This is a genomic window from Catenulispora sp. MAP12-49 (assembly GCF_041262705.1).
Taxonomy (GTDB): Bacteria; Actinomycetota; Actinomycetes; order Streptomycetales; family Catenulisporaceae; genus Catenulispora.
Genome location: NZ_JBGCCP010000012.1, coordinates 175,753 through 190,365, shown reverse-complemented (window position 1 = coordinate 190,365; position 14,613 = coordinate 175,753). Strand labels below are relative to the sequence as shown.

Sequence of the window (14,613 nt, the reverse complement as noted above, 5' to 3'; positions counted from 1 at the left end):
CTCGCGGACACCGAAGCGCACCCGCCTCACACCTGAGCGAGCACCGCCTCCTCCTCAGCCACCCGCTCCAGCCCCAGCCAGCCGAGCTCGGCGGCCCGCACCCCCATCTGGAACCTGCTCCGCGTCCCCAGCCGCGCCATCAGATCCGAGGCGAGCCGGCCGACCGTGCGGGTGGAGACCGCCATCCGCCGCGCGATGTACTCGTCGGTGTCGCCGTTGGCCAGCATCCGCAGCAGTTCTCCCTCCTGCGGCGTGAGCCCCTGGTCGTCCCGGCGCGAGGACAGGCCCAGCGGGCTGGCCGAGCGCCAGATCTGGTCGAACAGCGCGCACATCGCGGACACCGGGCCGTGCCCGGTGAGCACCGCGGCGCCCGCGGAGCTCTCCCCGGGGCTGATCGGGATCATCGCGGTGGCCCGGTCGACGATGATCATCCGCAGCGGCAGGGTCGGCGCGGTGCGCACCTCGCCGCCCAGGTTCCGCAGCCACGTGGCGTAGGCGGTGCTCGGGGCGTTGTTGCGGACACTGTCCAGATAGACCGTCCGCATGGTCACGCCCCGATCGAGCAGCTGCTGGTCGAGCGGACGGCTGGCCTCGAGGGTGTCGGCGTTCTGGACGCCGCCGGGAGCCAGCGACAGCACCTCGGACCGGGTCCGGTGGGTGAGCGCCTCCAGCCGGGTGCGGACGGCGTCCAGGCCGACGATCTCCTCGATCGTGTTGTGCTCGCCGAGCGGCCGGGACTCGGCGTACTCGGCGACCAGCAGGGCCAGTGAGGCCCGGCCCTGGTCGAGCTGGTGCTGCCGGTCGACCAGGTCCGCCTGCTTGCGGGCCAGCAGCGCCTCCAGCCCGACGTCCGGCGCCACAGGGCGCATCGCGAGCGGGTTCTCCCGCGAGGCCCGCAGCAGGGCCAGGCGCGACAGTTCGTCCAGGGCGGCACGGACCTCGTCCCGGCTGCGCCCCAGGCTCTGGGTGAGTTCGTCCATACCGTGCGCGGGGTCGCGCAGCAGATGCAGATAGAGGGTCTCAGCTGCTGCTGAAACACCGAAGGCTTCGAGCACGACCGCCTCCCGTCAGCGAAGATCGGCCTCAGTATGAGATGTCTGATTTCCGAAAGGCAAGATTCGGCCAGTCCCGGCACCTGTCCGAGCACGGGGCCCGCCACCGATGCTGAACAGCATGTACGCGATCATCACCCGGCTCGGCAGCGACGGCTCGACCGCCCCCGCGCCCGCGCCGGCGTCCGGCTTCCGGCAGGCGGTCCTCGAGGCCTCGCTGCCGCATGACGGCCTGGAGCATGTGTACGCCGACCAGGGCGGCGCGGCGGACGCCGGGCTGGTCCTGTGGATCTCCGCGGCCGACGCCCGGCGCGCCGAGAAGGCGGCCCGCGGTCTGCTGGCCCGCATCGACGGCCTGACGCTCGGCGGCTACACCCTCGAGGGCTGCCATGTCGAGCTGTTCGGCGCGGCCTCCCCTGATTCAGGCTCCTGAGACTCCGGCTGTCTTGTCTTGGACAAGCAGCTACCAGACAGCTTCCAGCTCTTCAACAGCCCCGGTTCATCAGCCATCGTCGAAGTGTCAGCAGACGAGCAGAAACACCGAAGAGCGAAGGAAGAAACCATGCGCCGCGGCATCCTCACCCTCACCGCCCTCGTCCTGTCCGCCCTGGCGGCGTTCACCGCCGCCGAGACAGCCCGCGCCGTCCCGAGCGCCTCGGTCGCCGACACCGTGTGCACTAACACGATGGGCTGGCAGGTCACCTGCCAGTAGCCCGAGCGCAGAACCGCACCGCCCGAACGCCGTCGCCCAAACCCCACCGCCCCCACCCCCGCAGCGACCGATGGAGACGCCATGACCGCTAACGACGCGAACGACGCGAGCACCCCGGCGCGCGGCGCCGACCGCCCGCCGACCGCGAACCGGCGGGCCGCACGATGATCCTCGACGACCGCACGGACCCGCCGACCGGCGCCCTCACCCTGGCCGGCGTCCGCCGCGAGGCCCGCCGCCGCATGACCGCCGCGACCTGGGACTTCGTGGCCGGCGGCGCGGGAGACGAGCGGACCCTGGCGGAGAACACCGCGGCGTTCGACCGGTTGCGGCTGCGCCCGCGTTTCCTCACCGGCGCCGGGCTCCCGTCCACCCGGACCCGGATCCTGGGCCGGACCTGGGACGCGCCGATCGGCGTGGCGCCCCTGGCCTACCAGACGCTGATCCACCCCGACGGCGAGGTGGCGACCGCGCGCGCCGCGGCGACCTCGGGCCTGGGCATGGTGGTGAGCGCGTTCGCCGGGCGGCTGTTGGAGACGATCAGCGCGCAGGCCGGTCTGCCGCTGTGGCTCCAGCTCTACTGCTTCCGCGACCGGGACGCCACCAGAGCCCTGATCGAGCGCGCGGAGCGTGCCGGGGTCGAGGCGCTGGTCCTGACCGTCGACACTCCGCGCCCGGGGCGCAGGATCCGGGACATCCGCAACGGTTTCCGGTTGCCGGCGGAGGTCTGCGCGGTCAACTTCCGGCCCGCGGATCCGCTGCGGTCCGCGGAGTTCGAGCCGTCCGACTTCGAGCCGGCGGCCGGGTGGGACTACGTCGAGTGGCTGCGCACCGTCAGCCCGCTTCCGGTGCTGCTCAAGGGAATCCTGAGCGCCGCCGACGCCCGGATCGCGGTCGAGGCCGGCGTCGAGGGCCTGATCGTGTCCAACCACGGCGGGCGGCAGTTCGACGGGGCCCCGGCCACGCTGGACGCGCTGCCGGAGGTCGCGGCGGCTGTCCACGGCCGGGTGCCGATCCTGCTCGACGGCGGGGTCCGCCGCGGTTCCGACGTGCTGGCGGCGCTCGCCCTGGGCGCGAGCGCGGTCCTTCTCGGACGTCCCGTCCTGCACGGTCTGGCCGCCGCCGGACAGCAGGGCGTGGAGCGGGTGTTCGACATCGTCGCGGGCGAACTCGCCGAGGCGATGGCGCTGACCGGGACGGCGTCGGCCGACGCGGTGGATCCGGACCTGGTGATCGCCGGGCCCACGGCCGGGACCTCGAATCCGCCGGCGAATCCGCCGGCGGCCGTCCCCCGGCCGGCCCGGGCCCCTCGGCCCGCGTCCACGTCGGATCTGTCCACATCAGATCTGCCCACGTCGGATCTGACCAAGAGCGAGCTGCACCGCAGCCTGTCGGATCCGGTCCTGGACACGATGACCTTCCTCAACGAGGTCACCCACCGCTACCCGGAGGCGATCTCCTTCGCGCCGGGCCGTCCCTACGACGGGTTCTTCGACACCGAGCAGATCTTCGACCACATCCGCCGCTACATCCGGCATCTGGAAGAGCAGGGGTACACGCCCGACCGCGTCAAGGACGCGCTCTTCCAGTACGGCCCGACGGCCGGGCGGATCCGCGAGCTGATCGCCGACTCGCTGCGCCTGGACGAGGGGATCGACGTGCCGCCGGAGTCGGTCGTCGTCACCGTCGGCTGCCAGGAGGCGATGCTCCTGGTGCTGCGGGCGCTCGTCTCAGGGCCCGATGACGTGGTGCTGGTCTCCAGCCCCTGCTACGTGGGCGTCACCGGCGCGGCGCGATTGCTCGACGCCGAGGTGGTCGCGGTCCCGGAACGCCCGGACGGCTTCCACTGCGACGACTTCGAGGCCGCCGTGCGCGCCGAGCGTGCCCGCGGCCGGCAGCCCCGCGCGCTGTATGTGATCCCCGACCACTCCAACCCGCTCGGGACCACGATGCCGTCGGCCACCCGCCGCCGGCTCCTGGACCTGGCCGCGCGGCTGGGCGTGCTCGTCATCGAGGACAGCCCCTACCGGCTGGTCAGCCCCGGTCCGCAGCTGCCGACGCTCAAGAGCCTGGACCGGCGGCGCGGGGTCGTGCACCTCGGCTCGTTCTCCAAGTCGTTGTTCCCCGGCGCCCGCGTGGGCTTCGCGGTGGCCGACCAGACGGTGGCGGACGAGGCCGCCGGGACGACCGGGCTGCTCGCCGATGAGCTGGTCAAGCTCAAGAGCATGGTCACGGTCAACACCTCCGCGCTCAGCCAGGCCGTGGTCGCCGGGATGCTGCTGTCCGGCGGAGGCGGCGCGGCCGACCTCAACAAGGACACGGCCGAGTACTACGGCCAGGCGATGCGAACCACCCTGCGCGAACTCGACCGCGCCTTCCCCGCGGAGCACCGCGAGGCGCTCGGCGTCCGGTGGAACCAGCCCGAAGGCGGCTTCTTCCTCGCCGTGTCCGTCCCGTTCCGCGCGGACAACGCCGCCCTGGCCCGTTCGGCACAGGACTTCGGCGTCATCTGGACGCCGATGTCCTACTTCCATCCGGACGGCGGCGGCACCCATGAACTTCGCCTGTCGGTCAGCTATCTGACCGAGGCGGAAATCGCCGAGGGCGTCGCGCGGTTCGCCGCGTTCGTCGCCGCGGCCGCTCTACCACTGCAGAACCGCCACTCCTGAGAAGGGAAAGCACGATGACCAGTTACGCACCGGCGGTGCGGAGCAAGCCCCGCATGTGGGGGTGGACCTACCGATGATCGCCAGCCCCGGCTCCACACTCGCCCCGGAACGCCGCCCGGCCGACCGGCTCCGTCCGAACCCCGTCCGCGCCGCCCGGATCACCGGTGTCGGCACCGCCGTGACCGAGGACTCCTACTCCCAGCAGGAACTGCTTGACATATTCTCGATCGACGACCCCCGTATCCGCTCTGTCTTTCTGAACAGTGCCATCGAACGGCGCCATCTGACCATCCCGCCGCGCGACGAGAACGGCGTGTGCCAGCCCGAACCGCAGGGCCGGCTGCTGGCCAAGCACAAGCGGCTGGCCGTCGACATGGGTTCCCGGGCGCTCCTGGAGTGTCTGCGCGATGCCGGAAGAAGCCTGGAGGACCTGGACTACCTCTGCTGTGTGACCACCACCGGGTTCCTCACCCCCGGACTCAGTGCCCTGATCATCAGGGAGCTGGGCATCGACCCCGGCTGCCACCGCGTGGACATCGTCGGGATGGGCTGCAACGCCGGTCTCAATGCCCTGAACGCCACGGCCGCGTGGTCCGCGGCCAATCCGGGCCGGCTGGCCGTCATGGTGTGCGCGGAGGCCTGTTCGGCGGCCTACGCGTTCGACTCCACGATGCGGACCGCTGTCGTCAACAGCCTGTTCGGCGACGGGGCGGCGGCGATCGCGCTGGTCGCGCCGGACCGCGATGCCGACGGCAGCGGCGGCGGTGGCGGTGGCGGTGGCGGTGGCGGTGGCGGAGAGGCCGGGGCCGGGGCCGGGACCGGGGCCGGGACCGAAGGGCCGCGCGTGCTGTCCTTCGCCAGCCACATCATCACCGACGCCGTCGACGCCATGCGCTACGAGTGGGACGACGACCTGACCCGGTTCAGCTTCTTCCTCGACCCGGACATCCCCTACGTGGTCGGCGCGAACGCCGAGCGCGTGGTGGACGGCCTGCTCGGGCGGGCCGGGCTGCGGCGCAGCGACATCGGGCACTGGCTCGTGCACTCGGGCGGCAAGAAAGTCATCGACGCGGTGCGCGTCAACCTCGGCCTGACCCGGCACGACGTCCGGCACACCACCGGAGTGCTGCGCGACTACGGCAACCTCTCCAGCGGCTCGTTCCTGTTCTCCTACGAGCGGCTGCTCCGCGAGGGGGTCGTGAGCCCCGGCGACTACGGCGTCCTGATGACGATGGGCCCCGGATCGACGATCGAGACGGCGCTGGTCCAATGGTGAGCGCCGGCCTGCAACAGCATATTGACATAGACGCGACCAGGACGGGGAGTACGGGGATGACGAGCACAGGCGTGCAGACCGGCACGGAGGTCCTGCGGATCGACGGGGCCGAGCCGATATCCGCCGATCTGCTGGCCCGGGTCAGCCGGGCCTGCGACCGGGCCGAGTCGGCCGACGGACGGGTGGTCGTGCATGCCACCGGCACCCCCGAGGGCTCCTGGGCCCAGGGGCTGACCGTGGCGCAGGTGAACCGCTGGGAGCGCGCGGTCCGGCGTCTGGAGCGGCTGCCGGCGGTCACCGTCGCGATCGTGGACGGGGACTGCGGGGGCACCGCGCTGGACCTGGTGCTGGCGGCCGACATCCGGATCGCGACGCCCGCGGCGCGGCTGACCGTCCCGCTCGGCGGCGGGGCGACCTGGCCCGGGATGGCCCTGTTCCGCCTGGTCCGGCAGGGCTCGAACGCGACGGCGGTCCGCCGGGCCGCCCTGTTCGGCGAGCCCATCGGCGCCCTCGACGCCCTCGCGCTGCACCTGGTCGACGACGTGACCGAGGACGTGACCGGCGCGCTCGCGGCGGCGGAGGCCACGCGATGCGTGTCCGGACCCGAACTCGCCGTCCGGCGGCAGCTGCTCGCCGACGCCGCGACCGTCTCGTTCGAGGAGGCGCTCGGCGTCCACCTGGCCGCCTGCGACCGCGAACTGCGGCGCCTGACCGCGGAGCCGGCGCGGTGACGGCCGTGCTGGCCGAGCCGGTGGCCGGCATCGCGGACGTCCGGTTGCCGTTGGACGCGGCGCGGCACGCGGTGCACGAGGCCGACGAGAGTGTCAGAACTCTGCTGGCCGCACTCCCCGAGCCCGACAGGCGCTCCGACACCGAGCGCACGACCGCGGAACAGGCGAAGGACCGTGTCAGAGCCCTGCGCTGCGCGTTCCTGGACACCCATGTCGACGCCGTCTACGACGAGCTGACCTCGGCCAGGACGCGTTACCTGCGGATCGACGAGCTCGCCGACGCGGCCGCCGTCCGGTTCCCCGGGCTGGTGCCCTCGCGGCCGGACCTCGACGCCGAACGTGCGCGGCCGCAGTCCGGCAAGGAAGGCCACGAGATCGACCAGGGCATCTTCTTCAGCCGGGTCCTCGGCTCGCCGGCCTCCGGCGCACACCTGCTCGACGCCATGCTGCGGCCCACGGCCAGAGCGCTGGAACTGCTCCCGGAGTATCTGGAGACGGGCCGGGCCGATCTGGGTCCGGTACGGATCCGCCACGACGGTGGTGCGGCACGCATCACCATGTGCGGCGCCGACTGCCTGAACGCCGAGGACGCACGGCAGGCCGACGCCATGGAGACGGCCGTCGACCTCGCCCTGCTGGACCCCAGGACGCAGGTGGGTCTGCTGCGCGGCGGCGTGATGAGCCATCCACGGTACTCCGGACGCCGGGTGTTCAGCGCCGGCATCAATCTCAAGGCCCTGCATCACGGCGGGATCCCGCTGGTCGACTTCCTGCTCAAGCGGGAACTCGGCTATCTGCACAAGATCCTGCGCGGTGTCCTGATCGACGACCCGGCGCAGTGGCGGTCCCGCACGGTCGAGCGGCCCTGGGTCGCCGCGGTCGACGGCTTCGCGATCGGCGGCGGCACCCAGCTGCTGCTGCTCTTCGACCACGTGCTCGCCGCCGCCGACTCCTACTTCAGCCTGCCCGCCGCGCAGGAGGGGATCATCCCCGGCGCCTCGAACTTCCGGCTGGGCCGCAGCACCGGCGCACGCCTGTCGCGCGGGCTGGTCCTGGACAGCCGGCGGATCCGGGCGACCGAGCCGGAAGCGCGGCTGCTGGCCGACGAGGTCGTGGAGCCGGAGGAGCTCGACGACGCGGTCGAACGGAGCCTGCTGCGGTTCCGGGGCACGGCCGTCACCACCAATCGCAGGATGCTGAATCTGGCCGAGGAACCGGTGGACGCCTTCCGCCGCTACATGGCAGAGTTCGCCCTCCAGCAGGCCCTGCGCATCCACGACGAGGACGTGATCGGCAAGGTCGGCCGGTTCTGCGCGCGCGGGACGGTCCCGTCGTGACCGGTGGCGAGCCGCCCCGGGTCCGGTGCGAGGCGGACGGCGGCGTCCTGCGCGTGACCATCGACCGGCCCGGGGTGCTGAACGCGATGGACCTGCGGACGCACGAGGAGTTGGCGGCGGCCTGGGACGCCTACGAGGCCGACGACGACCTCCGGGTGGCGGTGCTCACCGGTGCCGGCCGGCGCGCCTTCTCGGTCGGGCAGGACCTGCGGGAGCGGGCCCGGCTCGACGCCGATGCCGATGCCGATGCTGAGGCCAATGCCGGGGCCACGGCGCCGAGCACCTTCGGCAGCCGCGGCCGGCCGGGCTGGCCGCGGCTGACCGAGCGGTTCGACCTGAGCAAACCGGTGGTCGCCCGGGTCGACGGCTACGCGCTGGGCGGCGGCCTGGAGCTGGCCCTGGCCTGCGACGTCGTCATCGCCTCCGACCGCTCGGTGTTCGGCCTGCCCGAGGCGCGCCTGGGGCTGGTGCCGGGGGCCGGCGGGGCGTTCCGGCTGGCCCGCCAGCTCCCGCTCAAGGTCGCGATGGGGTACCTGCTGACCGGACGCTCCATGACGGCCGCGGAGGCGTTCCGCATGGGCCTAATCAACGAGGTCGCCCCGGCGGACCGGCTGGACGAGTGCGTCGCGCAGTGGACCTCGGACATCGGGCGCAGCGCGCCGCTGGCGGTCCGTGCCATCAAGGAGGCGGTGATGCGCTCGCTCGACATGCCGCTGGAGGACGCGTTCACGGCGTCCTTCCCTTGGGAGCAGAAACGCAGGTACAGCGCGGATGCCGTCGAAGGCCCGCGGGCTTTCGCGGAAAAGCGCGAACCGGTGTGGACAGGACGCTGATTTCCGCGCGTTCGGCGAAGCCCAGGTAATACCGGCTCCGGAATTGGCGCCGCGGTGTTCAAACGAGGCGTCCGCGCACTTGAACACCGCGAACGTTGATATCCATCGCAGCCTTCGGAGATAGTGGCCGCATCGGCGCGCACCCGATCTCCGACGGGAACCCAGCATTTCGCCACAGCGGCCGGCGCGACCCGCCGGCCGCTCATTCCCCCTGCACCAGCCGGCCGGCGCCATCCGCCGGCCGGCTCACCCGTTCACGAAGGGCACTGGCATGAACTCCATATCAGCGAACCCGTCTGCCCACGGCACCCTGACCGCGACGCGCCACTACACCCTGGTCTGCGACCTGTGCGGCCGGAGCCTGGAGGACGACGGCGTCGTCCTGGACTGTCCGGCCAGCCATCCGCCGGCCCTGTTGCGCACGTCCTACGCCGAGGAGGCCTTCACTCCCCGGCCGGACCGCGACGGCCTGTTCCGTTACCAGGACTGGCTCCCGGTCGTCCGCGCCGGCTCCGACGCCGACGCCGGCCGCACCGCCGTCTATCGGAGCACGGCCCTGGCCGGGGCCCTGGGCCTGGGCGAGCTCTGGATCGCCTTCAACGGCTACTGGCCCGAGCGCGGCGCGGCCCTGGCGACCGCGACGTTCAAGGAGTTCGAGGCGCACGCCGTCCTGGGCCGGCTGCCGGAGAACCAGGTCGTGCTGACCACCGCCTCGTCGGGGAACACCGGCGCGGCGTTCGCCTGGGCCTGTTCCCGGACCCGGACTCCCGCGGTCCTGGTCGTGCCCGGCACGGGGCTGCGCAGGCTGCGCTTCCGGGAAGAGCTGGACCCGTGCGTGACCCTCGTCGTCGTCGAGGACGGCGGCTACCCGGACGCGATCGCCCTCGCGGCCGCTGTCGGCACGCTGCCGCCGTTCCAGATAGAAGGCGGCGTGAAGAACGTCGCGCGCCGAGACGGCCTGGGCACCGTGATGCTCTCCGCCTTCGAGCAGATGCGGGCCCTGCCGACGCACTACTTCCAGGCCGTGGGCAGCGGCACCGGCGCGATCGCGGTCCTGGAGGCGGCCAAGCGCCTGCGTGCCGCGACCTGCCACGACCCGCTCCCCCGCCTGATGCTCTGCCAGAACGAACCGTTCACCCCGATCCGCGACGCCTGGCTCCAGGACCCCTACCCCCTGGACGGCGAAGCGCCGGACCGGTTCCGCAAAGCCCTGAACGACGTCGTCGCCGACGAGCTGACGAACCTGGCCCCGCCCTACTCCGTCACCGGCGGGGTCCGCGACGCGCTCCTGGACAGCGGGGGCGACGTGCTCGCGGCCGACAACGACGAGGTGACGGAGGCCCTGACCATATTCCAGGCCCTCGAGGGCATCGACATCGAACCGGCGGCCGGCGTGGCCGTCGCGGGCCTGCGCGCCGCGGCCGAACAGGGAAAGCTCGACCGCGACTCCGTGGTCCTGCTCAACATCACCGGCGGCGGCCGCGCCCGGCTGGCGCAGGAGCACCGCCTCGTCCCGGCCCGGCCCGCGCTGCGCGTGACCCGCGACGCCCTGGCCCGCCTCGACGAGACGGTCGCCGCGATCGCCGCCGTGGCCGGGGCCTAGGCCTGCTTAGTCTCGCGGTCAGGGGGCCGTCGGCAGGATGGGAGCGCCGCCACCGTTCGACACCGGACGGCGGCGGCGCTGAGCTGCGCTTGGGATTGCGCGGGGACGGGAAGCGGCCGCAGCGGCGCGTTGCGCACATCGCGGTCCTGGGCCAGGACCTCGGAGTACGCCTCGCGCACCTGGGCGCCCGGTTCCACGCCGAGTTCGTCGACCACCTGCTGCCGCAACGCCTGGTAGAGCCGCAGCGCCTCGGCCGGCCGTCCGTCGGCGGCCAGCAGCCGCATCCGCGCGGCCTGCACCGGTTCGTCCAGCGGGGTGTCCCGGGCCAGCGCGTCCAGGTGCGGCAGAGCAGCTTGCGGACTGCCGTCCTCGAGCGCCGTCCGAGCCCACGCCAGCACCGCGGCACGAACGTCCTCCTCGACGGTACGCAGCAGTGGATCGGCGTGGCTCACCCGCACCGCGTCGGCGAACACCGGCTCGCGCCGAAGCGCGACCGCGGCGGCGAGGTCGCCGCGGTCCACCGCCCGCCGGAAGCGGCCGAGGTCGACCGCCTCGGGACGCAGGCGCAGCCGGTAGCCGCTGCCGTCGGAGTCCAGGACGAGGTCGGGATCGTCGAACGTGCCCAGCCAGCTGCGCAGACGGGAGACCGCCGTCTGCAGCGCGCCGAGTCCGACCTGCTTGGCCTGGTCGTCCCAGACCAGGTCCAGCAACCGGCCGGCGCTGAGCCGCTGTCCTTCGGCCAGCAGCAGGACTCCGAGCAGACCCTTGAGCACCGGGGATCGCGGAAGACGTTCGGGGACCCGGCCGGCCTGCTGCTCCGCGCCGCCTTCGGCCTCGACCCGCAGTGGTCCGAGCACGCCGAAGGACACCCTCACGACCGCGGTTTGTCACAACCTGGGGTCAGGGCGTATGAAAAAGGTGGTCTGCCCCCGTGACAGACCACGTGTCGGACGCTACGGGAAAACGCTTACAGTTCGCTTACCGATCCGGCCGTACGCGAGTCCTGTCCTTCCCCGGGACACGCTGACCCGTTCGGGTAGCCTGCCCCCGTGGATATTCCTCGACGTCACAGGACCGGCATCGGCACGGCCGCCGCGATCAGCGGATTGCTGCTGCTGTCAGGGTGCGCCTCCAGCGGCACGATCGGCTCGGCCGCCGGGTCCCCCGGGTCCCCCGCGTCTTCCGGGAGCACGGCTTCTCCCCCGGTCTCGACCTCGGACTCCCCGTCCGCCCCGCCTTCGGACTCCACCTCGGCCTCGGCGCCGTCGGGCAATCCCACGAGCTGGTCCAGCGAGCCGCCGATGACGATCGACCAGGCGAAGAAGTACACGATGACCCTCCACACGAACCGGGGCGACATCGTCATCGCGCTCAACGCCGCGAAGGCGCCGCACACGGTGAACTCCTTCAACTTCCTGGCCGGCCAGAAGTTCTTCGACGGAAGCCGCTGCCACCGCCTGACCACCCAGGGCATCTACGTGCTCCAGTGCGGCGACCCGACCGGAACCGGAACCGGCGGCCCCGGCTACCAGTTCCAGGACGAGAACCTGGCCGGCGCCACCTACCCGGCCGGCACCGTGGCCATGGCCAACGCCGGCCCGGGCACCAACGGCAGCCAGTTCTTCCTGGTCTACAAGGACACCGCGCTGCCCCCGAGCTACACGCCCTTCGGCACCATCAGCTCCGGCCTGGACGTCCTGACCAAGATCGCCGCCGGCGGCGACGACGAGTCCAACGGCGCCGGCGACGGGCATCCGAAGATCGACGTCGTGCTCACCACCGTCACGGTCACCGCGGGCTGACCGGCGGGCCAAGACTGGCAAGGTCGGCCAGGGCTGCGCGGGACTGGCCGAGACGGGAGCGCCCTACAGAAACTCGCTCCGGTAGGTCTCGGCCAGCTCCGCCGCGAGCCGGCGGCGCTGCGCGAGCTCGTCCTGCGACAACCGCGGCGGCGGCGCGTCCTGGCCCGCGACCACATCGCCGATCCGCAGGAAGTACTCGTCCTGGCCCGCGGGCGTGCACATGCACAGCATGCGGGCCGGCGCGCCCGAGACGTTGCGGAAGTTGTGCGGCGCGTTGGCCGGGACGTTGATCGTGGATCCGGCCCGGACGGTGTGCTGCTCGCCGGTGATCAGCATCGCGTACTTTGCTTATGGAATAAGCGGCATCAGGCGCCGGGAACGAGGACCACGGTCTTGCCGCTGGGCAGTCGCCCGGCTGCGGCACCGGCGTGCAGGGCCGGCAGTTCGGCCAGCGGGATCCGCTGGGCGATCTCGATGCGCAGCTCGCCGCGGTCGATCAGCCCCACCAGATGTGCCAGCTGCTGCGCGTCGCTGCGGACGTACAGGTCGATGCCGCGCACACCGCGCTCGTCGTCACTCGGCGCGGGCATCCACACCGTGGTGTTGACCAGGACTCCGCCCGGCCGAATCACATCGAGCAGCGCGGCCAGCTGCGCCGGTTCGATCGGCGCGAGGTTGAGCACCACGTCGACCGGGGCCGTCGCGGCGGTCACCGAGGTGGTGGTGTGGTCGACAACCTCGTCGGCGCCGGCGGCCTTGACCCGCTCGGCGCTGCTCGGACCGGCCGTGGCGATCACGTAGGCGCCGGCCTTCTTGGCCAGCTGCACGGCGTAGCCGCCGACCGCCCCGCCGGCCCCGTTGACCAGCACCCGCTGGGATTCCTTGAGCCCGGCGTGGTCGAACAGCGCCTGCCACGCCGTCAGGCCCACCGCCGGCAGCGCCGCGGCATCGGCCAGCGGCACGCTCGCCGGCGCCGCGGCGAGAATCTCAGCGGGTGCCACGACATACGCAGAGGCACCGGAACGGCGACTCAGATCACGGCTGGTCGGTTACTCCCGCCGCCCTTTCAGGTGGCGCGGTCGCGCTTGGCGCGGGGCTTGGCAGACCGGGGCGGAATGGCGCGCATATGCTGACGGACCCGCCCCAGAACAGCGCTGAGGGTGGCGATGTCCTCATCGGCCATCGGATCGATCAGCAACTGCCGGACCCGGTCGACATGCCCGGGCAGCACATGGGCGATCAGCTCCCGGCCGGCATCGGTGACCGTCACGATGACACTGCGCTCGTCGTCCGGCGACGACGAACGCGTGATCAGCCCGCGCTTCTCCAGCAGCCCCGCCTGATAGGTGAGCCCGCTACGGCTGTACACGACGCCGTCGGCCAGATCGGTCATCCGAAGACGTCCCTCGGGCGCGTCCACGAGACGGGCCAGGATCTGGAACTGCACGTAGCTCAGATCACCGTCGGCCCGCAGGTGCTCGTCCACCGCGTACTGGAGAAGGCTGCTGACCTCCATCAGCGCGAAGTACGCGCCGAGCTGCTCCGAGTTCAGGCCGGGTGTGGAGTCACTCACCCCACGATGGTACTTACTTGGAATTCGAAGTGCGCGCTGCGCCGCCGGCGTCCGACCGGCCGAGCACCACGCCCACCTCGCGCGCCAGCGCCGCCGAGGCCTCGATCTCCACTCGGCGGTTCGAGACGCTCTCGATCAGGAAGCCGAAGGGCATGCCGAGTTTGCGGCAGAAGGCGGTCAGGTCGCGGGCGGTGGCGACGCAGTACTCGTACGACTCCGTGAGGGTGTCGTCCGCGTGGCGCAGGGAGTTCGCCAGCCAGCCCGGGACGTCGACGCCGAGCCACCTGAGGAAGGCGAGGGTCTTGACCGAGCCGCAGACCGAGAGGGTGAACAGCACCGGGGACGGGGCGAGGCCGCGCTCGTGGCAGGCGTAGTAGTAGTCGGAGACGAGGTTCTTGGCCGCGTTGGTGTTGTAGACGACCTGGGAGATGAAGAAGCCGCAGCCCTCGGCCTGTTTGGCGATCAGGCGGAGGTGCTCCTCGTGGCGCTCGGCGATGGCGACGCCGCCGAGCAGCAGGCCGGGGCTGACGTCGCGCCGGAGGGCCTGGGCTTCCGGCAGGCTGGTTCGGACGTCCTTGGCCTTCGACGAGGCGCCGACGAAGACGGAGTGGACACGGCTGGTGTCCGCCTGCCCGAGCCAGGTGCGCAGCTCGGCGTCGGTGTACTTGCCGACGCAGCGGTAGATGACGGCCGGCCGGTCCCAGGCGGCGAGGTACTCGGCGTGGTACGTCGCCGGATCCATGGTCGGGAGGTAGGGGAAGGGACGCTCGGCCGGGTTCCGGTCGCTCTCGTCGTCGATGTCGTAGAGCGCCAGGCCGTCGACAGCCAGACCGTTCAGGCGCGCGAGCGTCACCTCGGCGATCTCGCGCACGCGCTCCGGGCCGGTGGTCAGCCGGGGCGGCACGACGCCGAGCAGCAGCGCGCCGCCGTCGTGGGCGTTGGCCAGGAGCGCGTGGGACATGCTTTGGAAGCTAGCAGCCTGTTCGGTATACGGAATGCCGCCGCCACTCTGTGAGACGACACGC

The 14,613-nt window shown here is 72.1% G+C and carries 14 protein-coding genes and 2 pseudogenes; 9 read left to right on the top strand and 7 right to left on the bottom strand.

All coding sequences use genetic code 11. The features are described 5' to 3' along the window. Window positions 1–26: 26 nt before the first annotated feature. On the bottom strand, window positions 27–1,055 hold the full coding sequence (locus ABIA35_RS22905; RefSeq protein ID WP_370359244.1) for a LuxR C-terminal-related transcriptional regulator: 1,029 nt from the start codon (window positions 1,053–1,055) through the stop codon (window positions 27–29). Window positions 1,056–1,173: 118 nt separating this feature from the next. Here ABIA35_RS22905 and ABIA35_RS22900 point away from each other — a divergent pair, with 118 nt between their 5' ends. From ABIA35_RS22900 to ABIA35_RS22865, 8 genes are all read left to right on the top strand, one after another. After that, on the top strand, window positions 1,174–1,485 hold the full coding sequence (locus tag ABIA35_RS22900) for a hypothetical protein (protein ID WP_370345267.1): 312 nt from the start codon (window positions 1,174–1,176) through the stop codon (window positions 1,483–1,485). Window positions 1,486–1,614: 129 nt separating this feature from the next. Further along, window positions 1,615–1,764: a hypothetical protein gene (locus ABIA35_RS22895; protein ID WP_370345268.1), complete on the top strand. Its 150-nt coding sequence runs from the start codon at window positions 1,615–1,617 to the stop codon at window positions 1,762–1,764. A 164-nt stretch (window positions 1,765–1,928) separates the two neighbouring features. Continuing rightward, on the top strand, window positions 1,929–4,433 hold the full coding sequence (locus ABIA35_RS22890; protein WP_370359243.1) for an aminotransferase class I/II-fold pyridoxal phosphate-dependent enzyme: 2,505 nt from the start codon (window positions 1,929–1,931) through the stop codon (window positions 4,431–4,433). Between the two features lie 73 nt (window positions 4,434–4,506). After that, entirely contained in the window at window positions 4,507–5,709 is a 1,203-nt protein-coding gene (dpgA, locus tag ABIA35_RS22885) for a 3,5-dihydroxyphenylacetyl-CoA synthase DpgA (RefSeq protein ID WP_370359242.1), read from the top strand. A gap of 56 nt (window positions 5,710–5,765) precedes the next feature. Then, the gene (gene dpgB / locus ABIA35_RS22880) at window positions 5,766–6,440 is read left to right on the top strand and encodes an enoyl-CoA-hydratase DpgB (protein WP_370345271.1); all 675 of its coding nucleotides are present in this window, start codon (window positions 5,766–5,768) and stop codon (window positions 6,438–6,440) included. A 101-nt stretch (window positions 6,441–6,541) separates the two neighbouring features. Beyond that, a complete protein-coding gene (gene dpgC, locus ABIA35_RS22875; RefSeq protein WP_370359261.1) occupies window positions 6,542–7,777 on the top strand; it encodes a (3,5-dihydroxyphenyl)acetyl-CoA 1,2-dioxygenase DpgC in 1,236 nt (411 codons plus the stop codon). Beyond that, entirely contained in the window at window positions 7,774–8,610 is an 837-nt protein-coding gene (dpgD, locus tag ABIA35_RS22870; protein WP_370359241.1) for an enoyl-CoA-hydratase DpgD, read from the top strand. The genes dpgC and dpgD overlap by 4 nt, the downstream gene beginning before the upstream one ends. A 271-nt stretch (window positions 8,611–8,881) precedes the next feature. After that, window positions 8,882–10,213, top strand: a complete 1,332-nt coding sequence (locus ABIA35_RS22865) for a cysteate synthase (protein ID WP_370359240.1) — start codon at window positions 8,882–8,884, stop codon at window positions 10,211–10,213. Here the strand turns inward: ABIA35_RS22865 and ABIA35_RS22860 are convergent. Further along, window positions 10,210–11,088, bottom strand: coding sequence for a BTAD domain-containing putative transcriptional regulator (locus ABIA35_RS22860; protein ID WP_370359239.1), 879 nt, complete (start codon window positions 11,086–11,088; stop codon window positions 10,210–10,212). The genes ABIA35_RS22865 and ABIA35_RS22860 overlap by 4 nt on opposite strands. A 191-nt stretch (window positions 11,089–11,279) precedes the next feature. Continuing rightward, window positions 11,280–11,543: a hypothetical protein gene (locus ABIA35_RS22855; protein ID WP_370345275.1), complete on the bottom strand. Its 264-nt coding sequence runs from the start codon at window positions 11,541–11,543 to the stop codon at window positions 11,280–11,282. Window position 11,544: 1 nt separating this feature from the next. Between ABIA35_RS22855 and ABIA35_RS22850 the strand changes: the two genes are divergently transcribed. Continuing rightward, window positions 11,545–12,015, top strand: coding sequence for a peptidylprolyl isomerase (locus tag ABIA35_RS22850; RefSeq protein ID WP_370359238.1), 471 nt, complete (start codon window positions 11,545–11,547; stop codon window positions 12,013–12,015). 63 nt (window positions 12,016–12,078) lie between these two features. Here the strand turns inward: ABIA35_RS22850 and ABIA35_RS22845 are convergent. The 4 genes and pseudogenes from ABIA35_RS22845 to ABIA35_RS22830 all read right to left on the bottom strand — a co-directional run. Then, window positions 12,079–12,339, bottom strand: a pseudogene (locus tag ABIA35_RS22845) (cupin domain-containing protein); the annotation flags it as partial. A gap of 41 nt (window positions 12,340–12,380) precedes the next feature. After that, window positions 12,381–13,031, bottom strand: a pseudogene (locus ABIA35_RS22840) (zinc-binding dehydrogenase); the annotation flags it as partial. 50 nt (window positions 13,032–13,081) lie between these two features. Beyond that, the gene (locus ABIA35_RS22835) at window positions 13,082–13,588 is read right to left on the bottom strand and encodes a MarR family winged helix-turn-helix transcriptional regulator (RefSeq protein ID WP_370359237.1); all 507 of its coding nucleotides are present in this window, start codon (window positions 13,586–13,588) and stop codon (window positions 13,082–13,084) included. Between the two features lie 13 nt (window positions 13,589–13,601). Continuing rightward, a complete protein-coding gene (locus ABIA35_RS22830) occupies window positions 13,602–14,549 on the bottom strand; it encodes a methylenetetrahydrofolate reductase (protein ID WP_370345278.1) in 948 nt (315 codons plus the stop codon). Window positions 14,550–14,613 lie beyond the last annotated feature (64 nt).